Raw genomic sequence first — 23,639 nt, forward strand, 5'->3', positions numbered from 1 at the left:
CGGGGCGATCACTGGATGGCTCCGGGGCCGAGCAGGCCCGGCGATGCCAGGAACGCGCCCAGGCGGCCTTGCGAGGCCAAGAGGAGGTCGCAGCATTCGCGTACGGCCCCGCTTCCGCCGGGCAGGGTGGAAACCCAGTGGGCCGCCTGGCTGACGTAGCCGGGAGCGTTGGGCACGCTGGCCGCAAAGCCGGCGCGCTGCAAGGCCGGCAGGTCGATGATGTCATCGCCCATGTAGCCGGTTTGATTGAGTTGGACACCGCAGCGCTGCGCAAGTTCGGTCAAGGCGCTGCCCTTGTCGCGCACGCCCTGGATGACTTCGGCGATGCCCAGTTCCGCGGCGCGGCGGGCGACGATGGGGCCGGAACGTCCGGTGATCAGCGCCACTTTCAGGCCGCCTTCCATCAGCAGCCGCAGCCCGTGGCCGTCCAGCGCGTGGAAGCGCTTTTGCAGTTCGCCGCCTTCGCCGTAATAGAGGCTGCCGTCGGTCAGCACGCCGTCCACGTCGAAAACCATCAGGCGCACGGCCGCGGCGCGTTCGCGCACGATGGCGGGGATACGGGCAAGCACCAGCGCTTCGGCCGGGTGATTCACGGGAGCAGAAAGGTTCATAGTCATACCACTTTAGCGGCCATCAGATCGTGCATGTGCAATGCGCCGACCAGCGCGCCGTCATTGTCCAACACCAGCATGTGATTGAGCCGTTGTTCGTCCATCTGCCGGGCGGCCTCGACCGCCAGCGCCTCGGGATTGATGCTGCGCGGCGAGCGCGTCATGCCTGCCTCGACGGTCAGGCTGCGGATATCGCCGTGCCGCGCGATGAGACGGCGCAGGTCGCCGTCGGTGAAGATGCCCAGCGGGCGGTGCTGCGCGTCGGTGACGACCGTCATGCCCATGCCCTTGGCCGACATGACCTCCAGCGCCTGCGATACCGGGGTGCCCGCCATGACGATGGGCAGGGCGTCTCCCTGGCGCATGACGTCGCGCACGTGGGTGAGCAGGCGGCGGCCCAGCGCGCCGCCCGGGTGCGAGCGGGCAAAGTCCTGCGGCCCGAAACCGCGGGCCTCCAGGCAGGCGACGGCTAGGGCGTCGCCCAGCGCCAGGGCGGCGGTCGTGCTGGCGGTGGGCGCCAGGTTCATCGGGCAGGCTTCCTGGGCCACGCTGGCATCCAGGTGGATGTCGGCCTGCCGGGCCAGTTCGGATTGCGGGTTGCCTGTGATGGCAACCAGCCCCGCGCCCATGCGGCGCACGACGGGCAGGATCGTCAGCAATTCCGAGCCCGAGCCGGAATAGGAGATCGCGATGAGGACGTCGTCGCGGGTGATCATGCCCAGATCGCCGTGGACGGCCTCGGCCGCGTGTACGAAGAAGGCGGGCGTGCCTGTGGAGGCCAGCGTCGCGGCGATCTTGCGGGCGATGTGTCCCGTTTTTCCGATGCCGCTGACGACCACCCGTCCGCGGCAGGCGAGCAGCAGGTCGACAACGCGCGTGAAGCTGTCGTCCAGCCGGGCGGACAGGTCCTGCAGTCCTTGGCTTTCAATCTGAAGCGTTCTGCGCGCAGATGCCAGCGCGGTGCCGGACGAAGAGGTGGGATGGTCGTTCATGGGGCGGATTTTAATCGCAGTATGCTAGTTTGCCCCGCGCAGGGGCGTATGGCATGCTGGCGAGTCTTTCAACGGCTTTCAAACTTTCCTTCCAGGCCCGCTCCATGTCCAGCATTTCCAGTCCCGTCCTTGGCACGCCACTGTCCCCCTTGGCCACCCGCGTCATGCTGCTGGGTTCCGGTGAACTGGGCAAAGAGGTCATCATCGCCCTGCAGCGCCTGGGCGTCGAAGTCATTGCAGTGGATCGGTATGCCGACGCCCCGGGCCATCAGGTGGCGCACCGGGCGCATGTGGTGTCGATGACCGACCCGCAGGCCTTGCGGCAGGTCATCGAAGCGGAGCAACCGGACGTTATTGTCCCCGAAATCGAGGCCATTGCCACCAGCTTGCTGGTGGAACTGGAAGCGGCCGGCGTGGCGCGGGTCACCCCGACGGCCCGCGCGGCACAGCTCACCATGAATCGCGAAGGCATCCGGCGCCTCGCGGCCGAGACGCTGGGGCTGCCGACCTCGCCCTACCGTTTTGTCGACACCGAGGACGAGCTGCGCCAGGCCATCGATGGCGGCATCGGCTATCCCTGCGTCATCAAGCCGGTCATGTCCTCGTCGGGCAAGGGCCAGTCGGTCATCAAGAGCGCCGACGACGTGGCCTCCGCCTGGCGCTACGCCCAGGAAGGGGGACGGGTCGGGGGCGGCCGCGCCATCGTCGAGGGGTTCATCCGCTTCGACTACGAAATCACGCTTCTGACCGTACGGGCCCGCGGCGCCGACGGCCAGGTCGAGACCCGCTACTGCGAACCCATCGGCCACAAACAGGTGGATGGCGACTACGTCGAAAGCTGGCAACCGCATCCCATGTCGCCGGCGGCGCTCCAGCGTGCGCGCGACATCGCGCTGGCCGTCACGTCCGAGCTGGGCGGACTGGGCATTTTCGGCGTCGAGCTCTTCGTGGCGGGCGACCAGGTCTGGTTCTCCGAGGTCAGCCCGCGTCCTCACGACACCGGCATGGTCACCATGATTACCCAGGTGCAGAACGAGTTCGAATTGCACGCGCGCGCGCTGCTGGGGCTGCCGGTCGACCCCAGCCTGCGCCAGCCGGGCGCCAGCAGCGTCATCTATGGCGGTGTGGAAGCCCGGGCGGTGACGTTCCATGGCGTGGCCGAGGCGCTTGCCGAGCCCGGCACGGACATTCGCCTCTTCGGCAAGCCCGAATCCTTCGTCAAGCGCCGCATGGGCGTGGGCCTGGCCGTGGCGGAAGACGTTGCTGCCGCCCGCGCCAAGGCCAAGCGCGTGTCGGCCGCCGTAACCGTCAAGGCCGGCTGATCGTCCACGCTGGCCTGTCCCGGACCGGGTAGCGCCCGCCGTTACCCCGCTTTTTCCCTCCCATCAACGCCACCCGCCAACCGGCCGGTGGCGTTTTTGCTGGGCGCTATTCCCCGATTTGTGTTGTATGGCTGTCACGTTCGGCGGCTAATTTGGCCTGCCCGCGCCCTGAATGGCGCCCGGTTGCGCCTTCGCCCCTGAGCGCAGTGTGGTTTGCGCTTTCTCATCGTTTGTTCGATAATTTCAGAAATTTCTGAAATCGAAGTAACTGCATGTGTCGTGCAGCCCTTCGCTGTGTTACTGGCTGATCCTCATGGCGCTTTCCCCCCAGATCGAACGATTTGTCCTGCACTTTGGTGAAATGGGCAGCCGTTGGGGCGTGAACCGCACCGTCGGCCAGATCTACGCGCTGCTGTTTCTCGCGCCGCAGCCGCTGAACGCCGACGATATCGCCGAGGCCCTGGGCTTTTCGCGCTCGAACGTCAGCCTCGGGCTGAAAGAGCTGCAGTCCTGGCGCCTGGTCAAGCTGATGCATCAGGTGGGTGACCGCCGCGACTACTTCGAGACCCCCAAGGACGTCTGGGAAATCTTCCGCATCCTCATGGAAGAGAAGCGCAAGCGCGAAGTCGACCCCACCCTCACGCTCCTGCGCGACACGCTGCTGGAGTCGCCGTCCGGCCCCGACGAGGCTTACGCGCAACAACGAATGACCGAGATGCTGGAGCTCATCGAACTATCCACGGGGTGGTTCGATGAGGTTCAACGGCTGCCGCCCGAAACTTTGCAAAGCCTCATGAAACTTGGTTCCAAGGTTCAGAAGGTGTTGGGATTCGCCGGCAAATTGCGGGGCAAGGGCTGACCCATCACGCCCCGATTTTTCAGGAAACCTCTATGAAGTTGTATGCAACGCCCCTAACATGGCGCGGTAGACGGCCTGGGAACCATGCCGGTTGCCGCAGCGCGTCGACGCCTTGGGAGCAGCCTCATGATTGATCTCGATGTCGTGAATCTCTCGCGGTTCCAGTTCGCCGCGACTGCGCTCTACCATTTCATCTTTGTGCCGCTCACGCTTGGCCTGTCGTTCATCCTGGCCATCATGGAAAGCGTGTACGTCATGACCGGACGCGCCATCTGGAAGAAGATGACGATGTTCTGGGGCACGCTGTTCGGCATCAACTTCGCGCTGGGCGTGGCCACGGGCGTGGTGATGGAGTTCCAGTTCGGCATGAACTGGTCCTACTACAGCCACTACGTGGGCGACGTCTTCGGCGCGCCGCTGGCCCTTGAAGGGCTGATGGCGTTCTTCCTGGAAGCCACCTTCGTCGGCCTGTTCTTCTTCGGCTGGAACCGCATGTCCAAGGTCAGCCACCTGGCCGTGACCTGGCTGGTGGCCTTCGGCACGAACTTCTCGGCCCTGTGGATCCTGATCGCCAACGGCTGGATGCAGAACCCTGTCGGCGCGGTCTTCAATCCGGACACGATGCGCATGGAAATGACCGACTTCGCCGCGGTCATCTTCAACCCGGTCGCGCAAGCCAAGTTCGTGCATACCGTCAGCGCCGGTTACGTGGCGGGCGCCATGTTCGTCATGTCGATCAGTGCGTGGTATCTGCTGCGCGGCCGTCATATCGACCTTGCCAAGCGCTCGATGGCGGTAGCTGCCAGCTTCGGCCTTGCAGGCGCCCTGTCGGTGGTCGTGCTGGGCGATGAAAGCGGCTATCTGACCACCGAACACCAGAAGATGAAGATCGCGGCCATGGAATCCATGTGGCACACCGAGCCCGCGCCCGCGTCCTTCAACCTGATCGCCATCCCGAACCAGGCCGAGCGCCGCAACGACTTCGCGATCGAGATTCCCTATGTCATGGGCATCATCGGCACGCGTTCGCTGACCACGCCGCTGCTGGGCATCAATGACCTGATCCTGCGCGCCGAGAATCGCATCCGCGACGGTATCGTGGCCTACGAGGCCCTGCAGAAGATCCGCGCGAACCCGAAGGATGTGGATGCGCGCATGGTGTTCGACAGGACCTGGCCGGACCTGGGCTACGCGCTCCTCGTCAAGCGCCATCAGCCCGACATCAGCAAGGTCACCGAAGCGGACATCAAGCAGGCCGCGATCGATACCGTGCCGACCGTGGCGCCGCTTTTCTGGGCGTTCCGCATCATGGTCGCGGTGGGCATGTACCTCATCCTGTTCTTCGGCGTGGCGTTCTGGCTTGCCTCGCGCGGCCGCCTGGACAAGCGTCCGGCGCTGCTCAAGGTGGCGTTGTGGAGCCTGCCGCTGCCGTGGGTCGCCATCGAAAGCGGCTGGTTCGTCGCCGAGTACGGCCGCCAGCCCTGGGTGATCGAAGGCGTGCTGCCCACGTACTACGCGGCGTCGGGCCTGACCATGACCGACCTCGTCATCAGCCTGTCGATCTTCCTGGTGCTGTACACGATCCTGCTCATCATCGGCGTGAAGGTCATGCTGCACGCCATCAAGGCCGGACCGAAATCCGACGGGCCGGCGCCGGGTGATGCCGCCGCCGATCCCGTCCACGCCGCCGTGCGCGCCTGAGGGGAGAAACGCAAATGGATACCCTAATTCCTTTTGACTACGGCACGCTGCGCGTGGTGTGGTGGGTGCTTCTGGGCGCCTTGCTCATCGGCTTTGCCGTCATGGACGGCTTTGACCTGGGCGTGGCGGCGCTGTTGCCGGTGGTCGCCAAGACCGACGCCGAGCGGCGCATCGTCATCAACGTGGTGGGGCCGGTCTGGGAAGGCAATCAGGTCTGGCTAATCACCGCGGGCGGCGCCATCTTTGCCGCGTGGCCCTTGCTCTATGCCGCCTCGTTCTCGGGCTTTTACCTGGCGATGATGCTGGTCCTGCTGGCGCTGATCCTGCGGCCGGTGGGCTTCAAGTACCGCAGCAAGATGGAAGGCACGCGCTGGCGCAATCGCTGGGACGCCGTGCTGTGCTTCTCGGGTGTGGTGGCGTCGCTGGTGTTCGGCGTGGCGATGGGCAACATCGTGCTGGGCGTGCCGTTCACGTTCGATGCCGTGACGCTGCGCCCGATCTACGAAGGGCACTTCTTCCAGCTGTTCATGCCGTTCGCCCTGCTTGCAGGCGTGCTGAGCGTGATGATGCTGGCCATGCATGGCGCGGTGCTGCTGGCGTGGCGCACGGATGATCCCGTGTCCTCGCGCGCTCGCAACTGGGGCCGTCTGTGCGCGGTGCTGACGGCAGTGCTGTTCGTGGCCGGCGGCTTCTGGGTCGCGGGCGGCGTGCCGGGTCATGCAATCACCAGCGCGGTCGATATGTCCGCGCCGTCCGATCCGATGCTAAAGACCGTGTCGGTGCAGACCGGCGCCTGGATGGCCAACTACGCGAAGTGGCCGTGGATGTGGATCGCGCCCGCGCTGGGCGTGGCCGGCGCGGTGCTGGCGGCGCTGCTGCTGACCGTGCGCGCCAACATGCTGGCATTCCTGTCGTCCTCGGCGTCGATTGCCGGCGTGATCCTGACGGTGGGCTTCTCGCTCTTTCCGTTCATCATGCCGTCCTCGACCAATCCGAAGGCCGGCCTGACCATCTGGGACGGCTCGTCCAGCCACCTGACGCTGTGGATCATGGTGATTGCAGTGGCCATCTTCCTGCCGATCGTGACCGTCTACACCGGTTGGGTGTACCGCGTCATGCGCGGCAAGGTCACCCATGATTCGGTGGGCGACACGCCCAACTCGTACTGATAAAGGAGCCTCGTCCATGTGGTATTTCTCGTGGATTCTTGGCCTTGGCCTGGCGTGCGCATTCGCCATTCTCAATGCGATGTGGTTCGAGCTGCGCGAAGGTCAGACCCATGACCCGCGCGCCAGCCGCGACGTCGAGTGAGCGGCGGCGCAAGCAGCCTCGAGCACGACCCGTCGGCGTCCCTGCAGAAGCCGCCGCGCGAACAGTCGCGGTGGCTGATGGGACTGGCCAGAACGGCGCGGTATCCGCTGATCGTGGCGGGCGCCGCGCCGCTGGTCAGCGGCGCATTGCTCGTCGTGCAGGCCTGGCTTCTTGCCAGCGTGCTGGACTCGGCGATCGTGGGTGGCACGCCGCGGCATGAACTGCTGGGCGGCATCGCCGGTATTGCGGGGCTGATGCTGCTGCGCGCGTGCATCGCCTGGGCGGGCGAGCGCGCCGGCGCGGATGCCTCCGAGCGCATCAAGCGCCACGTTCGCCAGTCGCTGTTCCTGCGGCTGGTGCAAAAAGTCCCTTACTGGAGCCGCGGCAAAACGTCGGGTGAACTGGCGAGCGCGGTGGTCGACCAGGTCGAGGCGCTGGATGGATTCTTTGCGAAGTATCTGCCCGCGATGGCCGCGGCCGCGATGCTGCCGGTGGCATTCGCGGTGGTGCTGCTGCCCGTCGACGTGATCGCGGGTTTGGTGTTGCTGATCACGGCGCCGCTGATTCCGCTCTTCATGGCGCTGGTGGGGTGGGGCGCGCAAGGCGCCAGCCGCCGCCACCTGCGTGCGTTCGCCCGGCTGTCGGGGTTTTTCGCGGACCGGTTGCGCGGGCTGTCCACGCTGAAGCTGTATGGGCGCGCGCAGGCCGAGGCCCAGTCCGTCGTGGCCGCCAGCGATGCGCTGCGCCAGCGGACGATGTCGGTGCTGCGCATCGCGTTTCTGTCCTCGGCCGTACTGGAATTTTTTGCCGCGTTGGGCGTGGCGGGCATTGCGGTCTACATCGGCCTGACTTACCTGGGATTTCTGGACATGCGCTGGTCGCCGCTGACGCTGCAGGCCGGGCTGTTCTGCCTGTTGATGGCGCCCGAGGTCTACGCGCCGCTGCGCCAGTTTGCCGCCCACTATCACGATCGCGCGACGGCGCTGGCCGCCGTCACGCAAATTGCCGTCCTGTTCGATGGCCTGCCGCAAGCCGAGGCCGAAGCAGCGCCCGATTTGGGCGGCAAGCTCGCGCATGCCGGCAAGGGCGCCGCGGTTGCCATTGATGGCTTGCGGGTCGAGGCGCCGGGCCGCGGCCACGCAGTGCTGGCCGATGCGGCGCTTGTGCTCGCGCCCGGCGAGCACATGGCGCTGATGGGCGCGAGCGGTATCGGCAAGTCCACCCTGATCGAGGCCATCGCGCGCCTGCGGCCCGCCGACGGCGATATTCGCATCGATGGCCTGCCGCTGGCGCAATGGGACGAGACCGCCTTGCGCCAGCGTGTGGCGCTGATCGGCCAGCGGCCGCAATTGCTGGCCGGATCGATCGCCGACAACATCCGGCTGGGCCGGCCCGGCGCCACGGATGCGCAGGTTGAGGATGCCGCGCGCCGCGCTTGCGTGTTGGAATTCGCGCAGGACCTGCCGCAAGGATTGGATACCGTGCTGGGCAGCCGCGGCCACGGCTTGTCCGGCGGGCAGGCGCAGCGCGTGGCGCTGGCCCGCCTGTTCCTGCGCGATCCGGGGCTTATCCTGCTGGACGAACCCACCGCCCACCTGGACGACGCGACGCAGGCCCGCGTGCTGGATGAGATTCTGCAATTTGCCGCCGGCCGCACCTTGGTGCTGGCGACGCACGCGCCCGCGGTGGCCGCACGCTTGCCGCGCGTGGCGCGCATCGCCGCCGGCGCCGTGGAAGACGCATGAAGAATCTGCTGTTGCTCCTGCCGCTATACGCACGCCGAAAAGGCGGGCTTTTGCTCGCATTGTTCTGTGCGCTGGCGACCGTGGCCGCCGGCGTGGGACTGCTGGGCGTGTCGGGCTGGTTCCTGACGGGCGCGTTCCTGGCCGGCGCCGGCAGCGTCTTCAACCTGTTTGCGCCGTCCGCGCTGGTGCGGGGGCTGTCCTTCCTGCGGATCGTGTCGCGCTATGCCGACCGGGTGGTCGGTCATGCCGCCACGCTGCGCTTGTTGGCGGATCTGCGCGCCTTGGTGTTTTCGGCGCTGATCCGGCTGACGCCGCGCCAGCTTGCGCGTTATCGAAGCGGCGATCTGGTCGCCCGCATGACGAACGACGTCGACGCGCTGGACACGGTCTTTCTGTTTGTGCTGGCGCCGCTGACCACCGCGATCGTTGCCGGCGCGGTGCTGACCGCCGTGCTGGGGCAATGGGTCCCCGCGGCGGCGCTGGTCTTTGCGCTGGCGCTGCTGACGGCGTGCGTGATCGTGCCCCTGTGGCTGCTGCGCGCGGCGCGCAAGCCGGGCGCAGGCGCGCAGGAAAGCGCGGCGGGGCTACGTGCCGCCACGCTGGATGCGGTGGACGGCCACGCCGACATGGTGGCCCTGCATGCCCAGGCCGAGACGCTGGCGCATTTCGAGCGCCTGTGCGAGGCCAGTGCCCAGGCGCGTCGCAGCCAGGCGCGGGTGGCGGTGCGCGGGCAATGGTTCCTTCAGGTGGCCGCGGGCGTGGCGGTGATGGCGCTGTTGTGGTTTGGACTTGCCGCGCATGAGGCGGGGCGGATCGAAGCCCCCGTCCTGGCGGGCTTGCTGCTCGCCGTCATCGGCATTTTCGAAGTCGCCGGCCCGATCATGCGAGGCGCATCCCGGATGGGATCCGCGATGTCGGCCGCCGCGCGCATCCGCGAGGTCACGCAATGCGAACCCGACATGCAGGATCCAGCGGTGCCGCGCCCCTTGCCCCACAGCGGCGCGCTGGAACTCGATGGTGTCGGCTTCGCCTATCCGGCCCGCGCCGCCGGCGATGGCGTGCGGGTGCTGAAAGACATTAGCCTGCGAATCGAACCGGGCGAACGCGTGGCCATCCTGGGCCCAAGCGGCGCGGGGAAATCCACGCTGCTGCATCTGATCCTCAGGCTTGAGGATCCGCAGGCAGGGCAGGTCCGCTTCGGCGGGTGCGATGCGCGCGAATGTGCGCAGGCCGATTGGCACCGGCGGATCGTCCTGCTTTCGCAGGATTCGCCCCTGTTTCTGGGCACGCTGCGCACGAACCTGTTGATCGGCAATCCCGACGCCGACGATGGCGCGCTGTGGCAGGCGCTGGATGCAGCAAGACTCGGTGATTTCGTGCGCGGTCTGCCCGATGGCCTGGACACCTGGGCTGGCGAAACCGGCTCGCAGCTGTCGGCCGGGCAAGCGCGGCGCCTGTGCCTGGCCCGGGCGTTGCTGGCGCCCGCCGCGGTCATCGTGCTGGACGAGCCGACCGCGGGATTGGATGGCGCGGCCGAAGCGGCATTCTTTGCGGACCTGGAACACGCGGTGCGCGGACGCACCGTGGTGCTGGCCACGCACGCGGCCCTGCCCGAGGGCGCGGTGCACCGTTGCCATGTGTTGCGCAACGGTCGACTGCATGACATGTCATCGCATGCGGCAATCCTGGCTTAAGCGCGGCGGCGCGGTTATAGTTCGCCTTGCTTCAATTCACTCAGGGCCGTATCCATGCAGACCGACAACGCCGAGTTCATCCGGCGCACCATCCGCAGCGTTCCGGACTGGCCCCAACCCGGTGTCACGTTCCGCGATATCACGCCGGTGCTGCAGGATCCGCGTGCGTTCCGCGTCCTGATCGATCTCTTCGTCTATCGCTACATGCGCCAGCGCCTGGATCTGGTGGCGGGTGTGGACGCGCGCGGTTTCATCGTGGGCAGCGTGCTGGCCTATGAACTGAACCTGGGCTTCGTGCCCGTGCGCAAGAAGGGCAAGCTGCCTTACCGCACGGTGGCAGAGGAATACTCGCTCGAATACGGCAACGCGGCCGTCGAAATGCACACGGATTCGGTCCGGACGGGCCAGCGTGTCCTGCTGGTGGACGATCTGATCGCCACGGGCGGCACCATGCTCGCGGCCATCAAGCTGCTGCAGCGCCTGGGCGCCAACGTTGTGGAAGCCGCCGCGATCATTGATTTGCCGGATCTGGGCGGGTCCGCCAAGGTGGCTGCCACCGGCACGCCGCTCTACACGGTCTGTCAGTACGGCGCGGACACGACGCCGTAGCGGTACGGCATCAGCCGCCTCCTTCGCAGGGGGCCGCCCCGCGCACCTTCCTTAGGCGTCAGACAAGCGGGGCTGGATGAAATCCAGAAAAGCCTTGGTCTTGGCCGGCAGCATGCGCGAGGGCAGCAGCGCAAACAAGGGCAGGGGCGTCAGGCTCCACTCCGGCAGCACGCGCACCAACCCCGTTTGCTTGATGGCGCGCTCCATCGCGTCGAACACCAGCAGCGGGGTGATGCCCAACCCCTGACCGGCCAATCGTCCCAGCATCCCCACGTTATTGGCCGACAGGCGGCCAGACACCTGCACGCGCTCGACCTTGTCGCCCGAATGGAGCATCCAGAAGGACGATTCCTCGCGCATGGTGGGGCGCAGGCATTCGTGGTGGGTCAGGTCCGCCGGCACGCGCGGTTCGCCGTGGCGGGCCAGATACTCGGGCGACGCATAAAGCTGGTGCGCCATCAGCACGATCTTGCGCGAGATGAGGCTGGAATCGGGCTGCTGCCCGAAACGCAGGATCAGGTCGAAGGGATTACTGATGGGATCGATGGGGCGCATGCTCAGATCGAAGTCGCATTCGATATCCGGATGCTGTTCGCGAAATTCGCGGATCACGGCGGGCAGGAACAATTGCGCCAGGCTGGTCGGCAGCGAGATCCGCAGACGGCCCTTGGGCTGCACGGCCATGTCCAGCAGTTGGTCGTGCGCGATGCGCGCCTCTTCGACGATATGGCGGCAACGTTCGAAGTAGATGGCGCCGGCTTCGGTCAGATCGATCTTGCGGGTGCTGCGGTTGAGCAGCCGCATGCCCACGCTGCGTTCCAGTTCGCTGACCCGGCGCGAGAGTGTGGAGGTCGGGATATTCAAGGCTTCGGCGGCGTGGCTGAAGTTCTTGCGCTTGGCGACCTCGACGAATAGCGCGATGTCGTTAAGCTGAATGTCCATGAATGCCCTCGAGACTCAAGTTTCCATTTCTGGCAGATTCGTATGATAAATGGAATTATTGTCCCGCCAGTAGAAATGTCTATTTCTCCACTTTGAACAACAATTCCATCGCGTGGGGGCTTCATATTGCGATACCCACCTTGCGGGAAACTGAACAAATGCGAGGTTCGGCATCATCCAGCGCAACCATTGCGGGCCCCTTTCACATAGAGTCATAACGCGGATCTGGCGAGCAATTGTCCCATCCGTGCAAATATGTTCCCCAAATTAAGGGTTTTTACTAAGCGCCAATCGCCAGATACTTCGTCCCAGCAATCAAATTGTCATATCGAGCCCGCCAGCCTGGCGCAAGACGATGTGCAACGTTTAGGATGGAGTCATCGCAATGAAAGCCCTAGCAACCGCACTCATGGTTACCGCAACTCTGGTTGGCATGTCCGCCGCTCACGCCGATGGCAAGACGCGTGAACAAGTCCAGCAGGAACTGCAAGCCGCCAAGGCCGCGGGCACCGTCACGTTCGGCGAACTGGACTATCCGCCCGCTGCCCCTCAGACCACCAGCCTGTCGCGCGAACAGGTTCAGCAGGAACTGCAAACTGCCAAGGCCGCAGGCCAGGTGACGAGCGCTGAACTGGACTATCCGCCCAAGGCCGTCTCGCAGACCGCCGGCAAGACCCGTGCGGAAGTTCGCCAGGAACTGGCCGACGCCAAGGCGCGCGGCGAATACACGTTCGGCGAACTGGATTACCCGCCCAAGGGCCGCTAATTCAAAACCGGCTATCCAGCCGCCCGGAAGGTCACCGAAAGAACCCCTTGTGACGCCGAGGGGTTTTTTTGCGTCCTGCTTTTTGTGCGGCGGCTGAATTCGTGTGGCATTTACGCTGCAAAAACTGTTCCGCTCCCGCTACATCTGTTTCCCGCCAGGACGCGCGCCGCACGGCCGATCCGGTGATGTGAAAGCGCGATGCGAGCAATGATTCATATTTGAGATCAAGGTGTTAGCAGGCGCCAAGTGACGCCGCGCGCCTTCAGGGGCGCGTCATTATCCCAACCATGGAAAGTAGTTCGTCGAAATCCGGGTTACTACGAACTGCTACAAGCCGGACACTACCTCCAGTGCATCAGCCGCGCGATTGGACGCAGCGGCATGCGAGGTTCCGCGGTCTTGCGGCGCCAAGCAGTGCGCCTTTCATCTCGCCATTTTGGGGTTTCAAATGAAGAAGACGTTTTTGGCCGTCGCGTTGCTGACCGGCTTTGCCGGCGCCGCGCAGGCCGCCGATTCCGTGACGCTGTACGGTTTGATCGATGCTGGCCTTGGCTACGAAAAAGTGAAGTTCAAGGGCGACTCGCAGAGCCGCATTGGTGCGGTGCAGGGCGTGAGCAGCGGTTCGCGCTTCGGTCTGCGCGGCACGGAAGACCTGGGCGACGGCCTGCGCGCGATCTTCACGCTGGAAGGCGGCTTCGGTCCCCTGAACGGCAACTCGCTGCAGAGCAATCGCCTGTTCGGACGTCAGGCCACCGTTGGCCTGGACAGCGATTCGTGGGGCCGTCTGGAATTCGGCCGTCAGACCAACCTGGCCTCGAAGTACTTCGGCTCGATCGACCCGTTCTCGATCAGCTACAACAACGCCAACATGGGCACCACGTTCGGCAGCGCCAACACGATGCGCCTGGACAACATGGTCCTGTATCAGACCCCCAGCCTGGGCGGCCTGAAGGTCGGCCTGGGTTATGCGTTCAGTGCGGACGACACCGTTACCGATTCGACGCAGAAGGGCTTTGCCACGGGCAACAACAACCGTGTGATCACCGCCGGCGTGCAGTACGTCAACGGCCCGCTGAACCTGGCCGCCGCCTACGATCGCTTCAACCCGTCCAACGACCGCGTCGGCGGCAAGGATGCGGCGCGCATTCAGGAATACATCGTCGGCGGTTCGTACGACTTTGAAGTCGTGAAGCTGGCCGCCGCCTTTGGCCAGACCCGCGATGGCTGGTTCATCGGCCAGAACATGGGCACCACGCCCGACGGCATGAACAAGCTGGGTTCGTTCAAACTGGCCGACGGCTTTCGCGCCAACTCGTACATGGTCGGCGCCACCGTGCCGCTGGGCCGCCACGCCGTGTTCGGCTCGTGGCAGCGCGCCACCGCCAGCAATGACAAGCTGACGGGCGACGACGCAACGTTCAACGTGTACAGCCTTGGCTACACCTACGAGTTCACCAAGCGCACGAACCTGTACGCGTACGCCTCTTATGGCGACAACTACGCGTTCCAGCACGATGCCACCGATACGGCGGTTGCCGTCGGCCTGCGTCACCGTTTCTAAGCAACAGCGCGTCCGGCCGGACCTTGCTGAATGCGCGGGCCATTCTCCGTGGACCGCCGAGTGACAGCGAACCCCCCCTACATTGGGTCCGGCCGGGCGTGACTTGCGCCCAGAAGGGAAGGGCCTCCGCAAGGAGGCCCTCTCGCATTGCGTCGCCAGAACTACAGGAAGAGCTTGTAGGCCGGGTTGTCGGTTTCGTTCCAGTGGGGATAACCCAATTCCGCCACGAAGTTGCGGAACAGCTTCTTGTCCGCGGGCGGCACCTGGATGCCGATCAGGATGCGGCCATAGTCGGCGCCCTGGTTGCGGTAGTGGAACAGGCTGATGTTCCAGTCGGGATTCATCGCGTTCAGAAAGCGCATCAGCGCGCCCGGACGCTCGGGAAATTCAAACCGGTACAGCAATTCGTTTCGCGCCAGCGCCGAGCGGCCGCCCACCATGTGGCGCAGGTGGGTCTTGGCCATTTCGTCGTGAGTCAGATCCAGCGTGTCGAATCCGTGCCGGCGGAAGTTCGCGGCGATCTTGTCGGGTTCCGCGGCGGACGAGACCTGGATGCCGACGAACACGTGGGCGCGATCCGCGTCCGAGATGCGGTAGTTGAATTCGGTGACGCTGCGTTCGCCCACCAGTTCGCAGAAGCGGCGGAAGCTCCCGCGCTGCTCGGGCATGGTGACCGCGAAGACGGCCTCGCGCATTTCGCCGACCTCGGCGCGTTCGGCCACGAAGCGCAGCCGGTCGAAGTTCATGTTCGCGCCGCATGCAATGGCGACGAGCGTCTTGTTCTTGAGGTTGTGCTCGGCCGCGTACTGCTTGGCGCCTGCCACCGCCATCGCGCCGGCCGGCTCCAGCACGCTGCGCGTGTCCTGAAAGACGTCCTTGATGGCCGCGCAGATCGCATCGGTGTTGACCACCACGTAATCGTCCACATACTTGCGCGCCAGCTTGAAGGTCTCGGCGCCCACCATCTTGACCGCCGTGCCGTCCGAGAACAGGCCGACGTCGTTCAGCTGGACGCGCCGGCCCGCGCGCACGCTGCGCAGCATGGCGTCCGAGTCCTCGGTCTGCACGCCGATGATCTTGATCTCGGGACGCAGCTGCTTGATGTAGGCCGCAACCCCGGCAATGAGGCCGCCGCCGCCGATGGCCACGAAGATCGCATCGATGTGGCCGGGGTGCTGGCGCAGGATTTCCATGCCGACGGTGCCCTGGCCGGCGATCACGTCGGGGTCGTCGAAGGGATGGACGAAGGTCAGCTTCTCTTTCTTTTCCAGCACCTGCGCGTGCGCGTAGGCATCCGAAAAGCTCTCGCCGGCCAGCACGACCTCGCCGCCCAGGCGGCGCACGGCATCGATCTTGACCTGCGGGCTGGTCGTGGGCATGACGATCACGGCGCGGCAGCCCAGGCGGCTGGCCGCCAGCGCGACGCCCTGCGCGTGGTTGCCGGCCGAGGCCGCGATGACGCCGCGGTTGCGGGCCGCCGGACTCAGGTTCGCCATCTTGTTGTAGGCGCCGCGCAGCTTGAAGCTGAACACCGCCTGGGTATCCTCGCGCTTGAGCAACATCGTGTTCGACATCCGCTGCGACAGCAGGGGCGCTGCCTCGAGCGGGGATTCGACCGCAACGTCGTAAACCTTGGAAGTCAGGATGCGTTTCAGATAATCAGTGGACATGGACCGCGCGACAGGGCAAGAGTGGGGACTGGCCAGGATTATTGCAGGGAATGCCTGTCGCCTTCGCGGTTTCCCGCGGCTACACTGCCGCAACCATGGAAGAAAGTCTCTTATCCGCAGTTCATTGGCTCTTGGGGGTGCTGGCGCTGCCCTCCGTGGGCCTGCCGGCCATCTTCACCGTCTCGCTCGTGTCCGCGACCCTGCTGCCGCTGGGCTCCGAGCCGGCGGTGTTTGGCTATATCAAGCTATCGCCGGACATGTTCTGGCCCGCCGTCCTGGTGGCGACGGCCGGCAACACCGTGGGCGGGGCCATCAGCTACGCGATGGGGCTGGGCGCCGAGAAGGCAGTCGAGCGCTGGAAGGAAAAGCACCCCCATCCGCACCCCAAGGCCACCGAAGGCGGCCGAATGCGCGGACGCTGGAACGAGCGCGCCCACGATTGGCTGCATCGGATGGGGCCGCCGGCGCTGCTCTTGTCCTGGTTGCCCGCAGTGGGTGACCCCCTGTGCGCCGTCGCGGGCTGGTTGCGCCTGTCCTTCTGGCCCTGCGTCTTCTACATGGCCATCGGCAAATTCATGCGCTATCTGTTCATGACTGCCGGCCTGCTCTGGTTCTTCCCGGGCAAAATCTAGCGCTGACGCCACACTTAAACGGGGACGAAACGCGTCGTCCCCGATGCGCTTTTGCACGGCTTGCCCGGGTTATTCGGGGCCAGGTCGGGACAATGGCATAAAATACTTTTTTAAGGGCCCCCTCTTGCCGCCATGAACGCCCCACTCGCCAGCCACATCTTGAACGGGGCGATGCCGCCCGCCGCACCCGCGCGATTGCGCGAAATCCCCTACAACTACACGTCGTTTTCCGACCGCGAAATCGTGGGCCGGTTGCTGGGCGAAGATGCCTGGAGCCTGCTGAGCGATCTGCGCGGCGAGCGCCGCACGGGCCGTTCCGCCCGGATGCTCTACGAAGTGTTGGGCGATATCTGGGTCGTGCGCCGCAACCCTTACCTGCAGGATGACCTGCTCGACAATCCCAAGCGCCGCAAGCAGCTCATCGAGGCCTTGCATCACCGCCTGGGCGAAATCGACAAGCGCCGCGAACCGGGCGCGCCCGCCGAAGCCGGCCACGATCCGCATCGCGACGAGAAGGTGGTCGGGCTGCTGGCCCGGGCGCGTTCTGCCATTGCCGCCTTCGAAGGCGAGTTCGACCAGACCGCCATGATGCGCAAGCAGGCGCAGAAGGTGCTGGGCCGCATCACGGCGCGCGACAACATCAAGTTCGACGGCCTGTCGCGCGTGTCGCACGTTACCGATGCGACCGACTGGCGCGTGGAATACCCCTTTGTCGTGCTCACGCCCGACACCGAGGACGAGATCGCCGCGCTGGTCACCGCCTGTATCGAACTGGGCCTGACCATCGTGCCGCGCGGCGGCGGCACCGGGTACACCGGCGGCGCCATTCCGCTGACCTGGAAGTCGGCGGTCATCAACACCGAGAAATTCGACAAGCTGGGCAAGGTCGAGTCCTGTATCCTGCCCGGCCTCACCGAGCCCGTTGCGGTCATCCACGCCGGCGCCGGCGTGGTCACCAAGCGCGTGTCCGAAGCGGCCGAGGCGGCCGGCTTTGTGTTCGCCGTGGACCCGACGTCCGCCGAGGCCTCGTGCGTGGGCGGCAACATCGCCATGAACGCCGGCGGCAAGAAGGCCGTGCTGTGGGGCACCGCGCTGGACAACCTGGCCTGGTGGCGCATGGTCGATCCGGACGGCAACTGGCTGGAAGTCACGCGCCTGGACCACAACATGGGCAAGATCCATGACGTGGAAGTGGCCCGCTTCGAGCTCAAGTGGTTCGACGGCAAGGGCAAGCCCGGCGAACGCCTGCTCAAGACCGAGACGCTGGAAATCCAGGGCCGTGTGTTCCGCAAGGAAGGCCTGGGCAAGGACGTCACGGACAAGTTCCTGGCGGGCCTGCCCGGCATTCAGAAAGAAGGCTGCGACGGTCTCATCACGTCGGCGCGCTGGGTGCTGCACCGCATGCCGCGCCACACGCGCACCGTCTGCATGGAATTTTTCGGGCAGGCGCGCGACGCCATCCCGTCGATCGTCGAGGTCAAGGGTTACCTGGACGGCGAAGGCAAGGCGCGCGGCGCCATCCTGGCCGGCCTGGAGCACCTGGACGAACGCTATCTGCGTGCGGTGGGCTACGCCACCAAGAGCAAGCGCGGCGTGCTGCCCAAGATGGTCCTGATCGGCGACATCGTCGGCGATGACGACGACGCGGTGGCCGCGGCCGCCAGCGAGGTCGTGCGCCTGGCCAACACGCGCCACGGCGAAGGCTTTGTGGCCGTCAGCCCCGAGGCGCGCAAGAAATTCTGGCTGGACCGCTCGCGCACCGCCGCGATCGCCCGTCACACCAACGCCTTCAAGATCAACGAAGACGTCGTGATCCCGCTGCCCCGCATGGGCGAATACACGGACCACATCGAACGCATCAACATCGAGCTCTCCACGAGCAACAAGCTCAAGCTGCTGGGGGAACTTGACGCCTATCTGTGCACGCCGCTGCCGGTGGGCAAGATCGACGATGCCGACATCGAAACCACCCGCGCCGAAGCGCTGGCCGAGCGCACGCGCCAGGCCATCGAACTGATCGCCGCCACGCGCCAGCGCTGGCAATGGTTGCTGGACAACCTGGACCTGCCGCTGGGCGAGGCGCTGCCGCAACTGGACGGACTGGGTCTTGGCGAACTGCGCGCCACGTTGACCCAACGCCTGGCCGCACAGCCCGGCGCACGCGTCTTTGACGTGGTGCAGGACCGCACCATCCGGGTCTCCTGGAAGACCGAGGTGCTGGCGGGCCTGCAGCGCGCGTTCTCGGGCGCGGCCTACAAGAAGATCGTCGACGAACTCGTCGCCATTCACGCCCGGGTGCTCAAGAGCCGCGTGTTCGTCGCGCTGCACATGCACGCCGGCGACGGCAACGTGCACACCAACATCCCGGTCAACTCGGACGACTACGAAATGCTGCGCGAGGCCCACGCGGCCGTCGAGCGCATCATGCAGATCGCTCGCGACCTGGACGGCGTGATCTCCGGCGAACACGGCATCGGCCTGACCAAGTACGAGTTCCTGACCGAGGCCGAGCTGGCCCCGTTCCAGGACTACAAGCGCCGCGTCGACCCGAATGGCCACTTCAACGCCGGCAAGCTCATGCCCGGCGCGGACCTGCGCCACGCCTGGACGCCCAGCTTCAACCTGATGGGCCACGAGTCGCTGATCATGCAGCAAAGCGACATCGGCGCCATTTCGGAATCGATCAAGGACTGCCTGCGCTGCGGCAAGTGCAAGCCGGTGTGCGCCACGCACGTGCCGCGCGCGAACCTGCTGTACTCGCCCCGCAACAAGATCCTGGCCACGTCGCTGCTGGTCGAAGCCTTCCTGTACGAAGAGCAGACCCGCCGCGGCGTCAGCCTGAAGCACTGGGAAGAGTTCGAAGACGTTGCCGACCACTGCACCGTCTGCCACAAGTGCTACAACCCCTGTCCGGTCGACATCGACTTCGGCGACGTGTCGATGAACATGCGCGCCGTGCTGCGCCGCATGGGCCGCAAGTCGTTCAACCCGGGCACGGCCAGCGCCATGTTCTTCCTGAACGCCAAGGATCCGGCCACCATCAACGCCACCCGCAAGGCGATGGTGGGCGTGGGCTACAAGGTGCAGCGCGCCGCGCACGACCTGTTCTCGGGCCTGGTCAAGAAGCAGACGGCCAAGCCGCCGGCCACGGTGGGCAAGCCGCCGCTGCGCGAGCAGGTGGTGCACTTCGTGAACAAGAAGATGCCGGGCGGGCTGCCCAAGCAGGCCGCGCGCAAGTTGCTCGACATCGAAGACGCGAACTACGTGCCGATCATCCGCGACCCCAAGGCCACCACGGCCGACACGGAAGCGGTGTTCTACTTCCCGGGCTGCGGTTCCGAGCGCCTGTTCTCGCAGGTGGGCCTGGCCACGCAGGCGATGCTGTGGCACGCCGGCGTGCAGACCGTGCTGCCACCCGGCTACCTGTGCTGCGGCTATCCCCAGCGTGGCAACGGCATGACCGACAAGGCCGAGCAGATCATCACCGACAACCGGGTGCTGTTCCACCGCGTCGCCAACACGCTGAACTACCTGGACATCAAGACCGTGGTGGTCAGCTGCGGCACCTGTTACGACCAGCTTGCCGGCTATGAATTCGAAAAGATCTTCCCGGGCTGCCGGCTGATCGACATCCACGAATACCTGCTGGAAAAGGGCATCAAGCTGGAAGGTGCCAAGGGCGTGCGCTACATGTACCACGACCCCTGCCACACGCCGATGAAGCTGCAGGAACCCATGAAGACCGTGCGCGCGCTGGTGGGCGATGGCGCGATCAAGAGCGACCGCTGCTGCGGCGAGTCGGGCACGCTGGCGGTCAGCCGTCCCGACATCTCCACGCAGGTGCGCTTTCGCAAGCAGGAAGAGCTGCAGAAGGGCGATGCCGCGATCCGCAGCGACGGCTTCACGGGCGACGTGAAGGTCCTGACTTCTTGCCCGTCGTGCCTGCAGGGCCTGTCGCGCTACGAGGGCGACATCGGCATGGAAGCCGACTACATCGTGGTCGAGATGGCGCGCCACATTCTTGGCGAAGGCTGGATGGAAGACTACGTGCGCCGCGCCAACGCGGGCGGGATCGAACGAGTCCTTGTGTAATCCGCGCCCTGCGCAATCGAGAACCGCGGCCAGCGATGGCCGCGGTTTTTTTTTTGCGCCGCGCAATGCGGGAAACCGGGCAATGAAGGCGGTGGCACCAGCCCTTTTTTCCCCCCTTGAAACTCCAAAAACCGCTCCCATACTTGGCACTGAAGCGATCAGACGTGCGGTCGCGGTGGTGGCGATTGTGGCGCGTCTGCATCGGTCCCTTTTTTGATCCGAGGAGACCTTCATGAGCAACTTTCCGTTCAACGACAGCGGCTTCGCGTCGGCCTTCGACGCCATTCAGGAACACATGGGCCGCGTGCTGCGCGGCGCTGGGGTGCCTGCCGCCTTGCGCGCCACGCCCCAGGGGTATTTTCCGCCCGTCAACGTCGGGGTGTCCGGCGATTCGATCGAAGTCGTTGCGTTCATTCCCGGCGTGGATCCGGAAGGCTTGAACGTGTCGATCGAAAAGAGCCTGTTGACCATCAGCGGCGAGCGCAAGCCGCAGGACCTGCCCGAAGGCGCCCGCTACTACGCGCGCGAGCGTACGCAGGGCCGTTACACGCGCGTCATCGAGCTGCCCGCCGACGCCGATCCGGACAATGTGCAGGCGCGTTACACGGACGGCTGCCTGGCCATTTCGATCAAGCGTAAGGAATCGGCCAAGCCGCGCACCGTGACCGTGCAGTGACCCGCCAACGCAACCGCATAGGAGTAACGATCATGAATGAACGCAAAGACCTGACCGTGCCCGCCGAAGCGGCCGTCTCCGAAAAGCGCGACGGACGCGGGGTGACCGTGCCGGCCGTGGACATCTACGAGGACAAGGAAGGCATCACGCTGCTTGCGGACCTGCCGGGCGTGTCCAAGGAAAGGCTGCGCATCAACGTCGAGGCCGACGTGCTGCAGATCGAGGGCGAGGCCTCGGTCGAGACGCCGAGCGACCTGCGGCTGGTGCTGGGTGAAATGCGCGCGCCGCTCTTTCGCCGGGCGTTCCGGCTGGGGCAGGAGTTCGACCGCGCGCAGATCAGCGCGAGCCTGAAGCAGGGCCTTCTGACGCTGCGCATTCCGCGCGTGCGTGAGGCGCAGCCGCGGCAGATTCCTGTCGTAGTGGGGTAATTCGGGCGTCGGGACGCCATTCGGTGCGGCCCACAGGTGTCGGACACCCGACGAGTCGCCACGGCAAACGGGGACTGTCTGCGCCGGGTGTCTGACACCATTCCAAGCAGGCCCATGAAAAAGCCGCGGTCGACTGACCGCGGCTTTTTGCCTTGCCGGATGACGCCGGAGCGATCACTCCAGCTTGATGTTCGCCTTCTTGATGACGTCCGCCCAGGCGCTGCGCTCCTGATCGGCATACGTCTTGAAGTCCTGCGCCGACATCGGCATGGGGATGACGCCCATGTCCAGCATCTTCTGCGAGACCGCGGGCGACTTGAGCGTGGCGTCCAGGTCGGTCGACAGCTTCTTGACGACGGCTTCCGGCAGGCCGGCCGGGCCGACCAGGCCTTGCCAGGCGTAGGCCGTGAAATTGGCCACGCCCTGTTCGGCCATCGTCGGGACGTCCGGCAGCACCGTCACGCGCTCGGGCGTGGCGGCGGCCAGCACGCGCAGCTTGCCGGCCTTGACGTTGGGCAGGCCCGATCCCAGGTCGATGAACATCATGTCCACCTGGCCGCCCAGCAGGTCCTGGATGGCGGGCGCCGCGCCCTTGTACGGAACGTGCAGCACGTTGACGCCCGTGCGTTGCTTGAAGAGTTCCAGCGCCAGGTGATGCGGCGAGCCCGCGCCGGCGGATGCCGAGGTCAGCTTGCCCGGTTCCTTCTTGGCGGCGGCGAGCACGTCTTCGACCGTCTTGTACGGCGAATTGACGTTCACGGCCAGCAGCAGCGGGAACTTGGCGATGCCGCCGATGTAGGTGAACTTGGCGGGGTCGTAGGACAGCTTGGCGTAAAGCGACGAATTGAAGGCCAGCGTGCCGGAGTCCGCCGTGCCCACCAGGTAGCCGTTGGGTTCGGCCTGGGCGATGGCCGTGGCGCCGATGATGGTGCCGGCGCCCGGACGGTTCTCGACCACGATGGTCTGGCCCAGCGTCTTTTCCAGGCTGCTGGCCACGGTGCGGGCCACCACGTCGGTGCCGCCGCCGGCGGGGTAGGGAACGATCCAGCGGACCGGTTGCGTGGGCCAGGATTGGGCGGATGCCGCGGTGGCGGCCAGCGACAGGGCGGCAAGCGCCAGCAGGCGCTTTGCGTGCTTGTGCATGAAGTGTCTCCTCGTGCGGGATATCGTGAGCGCGGCGCTTGCGTCGTTGATCGACGTCAACTTACGCCGCATATTTTTTGCGTGGCTATTATGCCTTGCGCCTGCGCAAAAAGGGGCCCGTGCATTGGGCCCCCTCAAACTCCCGCCTCTCCGCCTTATTGCGGATCCGGATAAGTTCGCGCGCCGAAGATGGCCGAGCCGATGCGGACCTCTGTCGAGCCCTCCTCGATGGCCAGTTCGAAGTCGCCGCTCATGCCCATCGACAGACGGTCCAGCGAAACGCCGGGGATGTTCTCTTTTGCCAGTCCATCGCGCAGCTCGCGCAGCGCGCGAAAGCAGGCACGGACTTCATCGGCATTGGGGGAGTTGACCGCCAATGTCATCAGCCCCTGCACGCGCAGCGTGGGATAGTCGGCGGCGATGCGGCGCAGGAACGGGCCGACCTCTTCGAGCGCCATGCCGTACTTGCTGGGTTCGGACGAGGTCTTGACCTGCACCAGCACGTCCAGCGTGCGGCCCGCATTCTGCAGGCGGCGGTGCAGGGCATCGGCCAGCTCCACGCGGTCCAGGGATTGGACCTCCGACGCATCGCGCGCGGCGTCCTTGGCCTTGTTGGTCTGCAGGTGCCCGATCAGCACCCATTGCAGCCCCAAACCTGCCAGCGCCTCGGCCTTCTGGCGAATCTCCTGGGTCTTGTTCTCGCCAAAGCGGGTCAGGCCCAGCGCCATCGCTTCGCGGATGGCGTCCTCGCCAAAGGTTTTGCTGACGGGCAGCAGGGTCACGCTGCCAGGAGGACGGCCCGCCCGTTCGCAGGCCTCTCGGATACGTTGCTGGATCCGGGCGAGGCGCCCGGCCATGGTGTCGTCGGCGGTCATGCAGCTCTCT

General features: G+C 65.7%; 20 protein-coding genes. 14 read left to right on the top strand and 6 right to left on the bottom strand.

Features of this window, described 5'->3' with window-relative positions; all coding sequences use genetic code 11:
- Positions 1-8: 8 nt before the first annotated feature.
- The gene (locus FBY20_RS12595; RefSeq protein WP_082586232.1) at positions 9-617 is read right to left on the bottom strand and encodes an HAD family hydrolase; all 609 of its coding nucleotides are present in this window, start codon (positions 615-617) and stop codon (positions 9-11) included.
- Positions 614-1,603, bottom strand: coding sequence for an SIS domain-containing protein (locus FBY20_RS12600; protein WP_056319605.1), 990 nt, complete (start codon positions 1,601-1,603; stop codon positions 614-616). The genes FBY20_RS12595 and FBY20_RS12600 overlap by 4 nt, the downstream gene beginning before the upstream one ends.
- Before the next feature lie 104 nt (positions 1,604-1,707).
- Between FBY20_RS12600 and purT the strand changes: the two genes are divergently transcribed.
- The 8 genes from purT (at position 1,708) to FBY20_RS12640 (ending at position 10,844) form a co-directional block, all read left to right on the top strand.
- Positions 1,708-2,925, top strand: a complete 1,218-nt coding sequence (gene purT, locus FBY20_RS12605) for a formate-dependent phosphoribosylglycinamide formyltransferase (RefSeq protein ID WP_056319606.1) — start codon at positions 1,708-1,710, stop codon at positions 2,923-2,925.
- A gap of 313 nt (positions 2,926-3,238) precedes the next feature.
- Entirely contained in the window at positions 3,239-3,784 is a 546-nt protein-coding gene (locus FBY20_RS12610; RefSeq protein ID WP_056319609.1) for a GbsR/MarR family transcriptional regulator, read from the top strand.
- Between the two features lie 126 nt (positions 3,785-3,910).
- Positions 3,911-5,485, top strand: a complete 1,575-nt coding sequence (locus FBY20_RS12615; protein WP_056319612.1) for a cytochrome ubiquinol oxidase subunit I — start codon at positions 3,911-3,913, stop codon at positions 5,483-5,485.
- Between the two features lie 14 nt (positions 5,486-5,499).
- Positions 5,500-6,654: a cytochrome d ubiquinol oxidase subunit II gene (gene cydB / locus FBY20_RS12620; RefSeq protein WP_056319614.1), complete on the top strand. Its 1,155-nt coding sequence runs from the start codon at positions 5,500-5,502 to the stop codon at positions 6,652-6,654.
- 16 nt (positions 6,655-6,670) lie between these two features.
- Positions 6,671-6,796 carry a cytochrome bd-I oxidase subunit CydX gene (gene cydX, locus FBY20_RS12625; RefSeq protein ID WP_056319618.1) on the top strand — a complete coding sequence of 42 codons (126 nt, stop codon included), beginning with the start codon at positions 6,671-6,673 and terminating at the stop codon, positions 6,794-6,796.
- Positions 6,793-8,541, top strand: a complete 1,749-nt coding sequence (cydD, locus tag FBY20_RS12630; protein ID WP_142052434.1) for a thiol reductant ABC exporter subunit CydD — start codon at positions 6,793-6,795, stop codon at positions 8,539-8,541. Before cydX ends, cydD begins: the two co-directional genes overlap by 4 nt.
- Positions 8,538-10,235: a thiol reductant ABC exporter subunit CydC gene (cydC, locus tag FBY20_RS12635; RefSeq protein WP_142052437.1), complete on the top strand. Its 1,698-nt coding sequence runs from the start codon at positions 8,538-8,540 to the stop codon at positions 10,233-10,235. Before cydD ends, cydC begins: the two co-directional genes overlap by 4 nt.
- Positions 10,236-10,289: 54 nt before the next feature.
- Positions 10,290-10,844: an adenine phosphoribosyltransferase gene (locus FBY20_RS12640; protein ID WP_056319625.1), complete on the top strand. Its 555-nt coding sequence runs from the start codon at positions 10,290-10,292 to the stop codon at positions 10,842-10,844.
- A 51-nt stretch (positions 10,845-10,895) separates the two neighbouring features.
- Here FBY20_RS12640 and FBY20_RS12645 read toward each other — a convergent pair whose 3' ends face one another.
- Entirely contained in the window at positions 10,896-11,786 is an 891-nt protein-coding gene (locus FBY20_RS12645) for a LysR family transcriptional regulator (RefSeq protein ID WP_056319627.1), read from the bottom strand.
- A 385-nt stretch (positions 11,787-12,171) separates the two neighbouring features.
- Between FBY20_RS12645 and FBY20_RS12650 the strand changes: the two genes are divergently transcribed.
- The gene (locus tag FBY20_RS12650) at positions 12,172-12,552 is read left to right on the top strand and encodes a DUF4148 domain-containing protein (protein WP_056319630.1); all 381 of its coding nucleotides are present in this window, start codon (positions 12,172-12,174) and stop codon (positions 12,550-12,552) included.
- 448 nt (positions 12,553-13,000) lie between these two features.
- Positions 13,001-14,113, top strand: a complete 1,113-nt coding sequence (locus FBY20_RS12655; protein WP_142052439.1) for a porin — start codon at positions 13,001-13,003, stop codon at positions 14,111-14,113.
- A 161-nt stretch (positions 14,114-14,274) separates the two neighbouring features.
- Here FBY20_RS12655 and ilvA read toward each other — a convergent pair whose 3' ends face one another.
- A complete protein-coding gene (gene ilvA, locus FBY20_RS12660) occupies positions 14,275-15,783 on the bottom strand; it encodes a threonine ammonia-lyase, biosynthetic (RefSeq protein WP_056319636.1) in 1,509 nt (502 codons plus the stop codon).
- Between the two features lie 95 nt (positions 15,784-15,878).
- On the opposite strand from ilvA, the gene FBY20_RS12665 reads away from it, so the two are divergent.
- The 4 genes from FBY20_RS12665 to FBY20_RS12680 all read left to right on the top strand — a co-directional run bounded on the left by FBY20_RS12665 (position 15,879) and on the right by FBY20_RS12680 (position 21,611).
- Entirely contained in the window at positions 15,879-16,415 is a 537-nt protein-coding gene (locus FBY20_RS12665; protein WP_056319771.1) for a YqaA family protein, read from the top strand.
- A gap of 132 nt (positions 16,416-16,547) precedes the next feature.
- A complete protein-coding gene (locus tag FBY20_RS12670) occupies positions 16,548-20,507 on the top strand; it encodes an FAD/FMN-binding oxidoreductase (protein ID WP_142052442.1) in 3,960 nt (1,319 codons plus the stop codon).
- 232 nt (positions 20,508-20,739) lie between these two features.
- A complete protein-coding gene (locus tag FBY20_RS12675; RefSeq protein WP_062838950.1) occupies positions 20,740-21,183 on the top strand; it encodes an Hsp20/alpha crystallin family protein in 444 nt (147 codons plus the stop codon).
- 32 nt (positions 21,184-21,215) lie between these two features.
- Positions 21,216-21,611, top strand: coding sequence for an Hsp20/alpha crystallin family protein (locus tag FBY20_RS12680; protein WP_142052445.1), 396 nt, complete (start codon positions 21,216-21,218; stop codon positions 21,609-21,611).
- A 174-nt stretch (positions 21,612-21,785) separates the two neighbouring features.
- On the opposite strand, the gene FBY20_RS12685 is transcribed toward FBY20_RS12680, so the two are convergent.
- The gene (locus FBY20_RS12685; RefSeq protein ID WP_056319648.1) at positions 21,786-22,754 is read right to left on the bottom strand and encodes a tripartite tricarboxylate transporter substrate binding protein; all 969 of its coding nucleotides are present in this window, start codon (positions 22,752-22,754) and stop codon (positions 21,786-21,788) included.
- Between the two features lie 155 nt (positions 22,755-22,909).
- Positions 22,910-23,629, bottom strand: a complete 720-nt coding sequence (locus tag FBY20_RS12690) for a YggS family pyridoxal phosphate-dependent enzyme (RefSeq protein WP_142052448.1) — start codon at positions 23,627-23,629, stop codon at positions 22,910-22,912.
- Positions 23,630-23,639 lie beyond the last annotated feature (10 nt).

This window comes from Achromobacter sp. SLBN-14 (assembly GCF_006715415.1).
GTDB classification, from domain to species: domain Bacteria; phylum Pseudomonadota; class Gammaproteobacteria; order Burkholderiales; family Burkholderiaceae_B; genus Achromobacter; species Achromobacter mucicolens.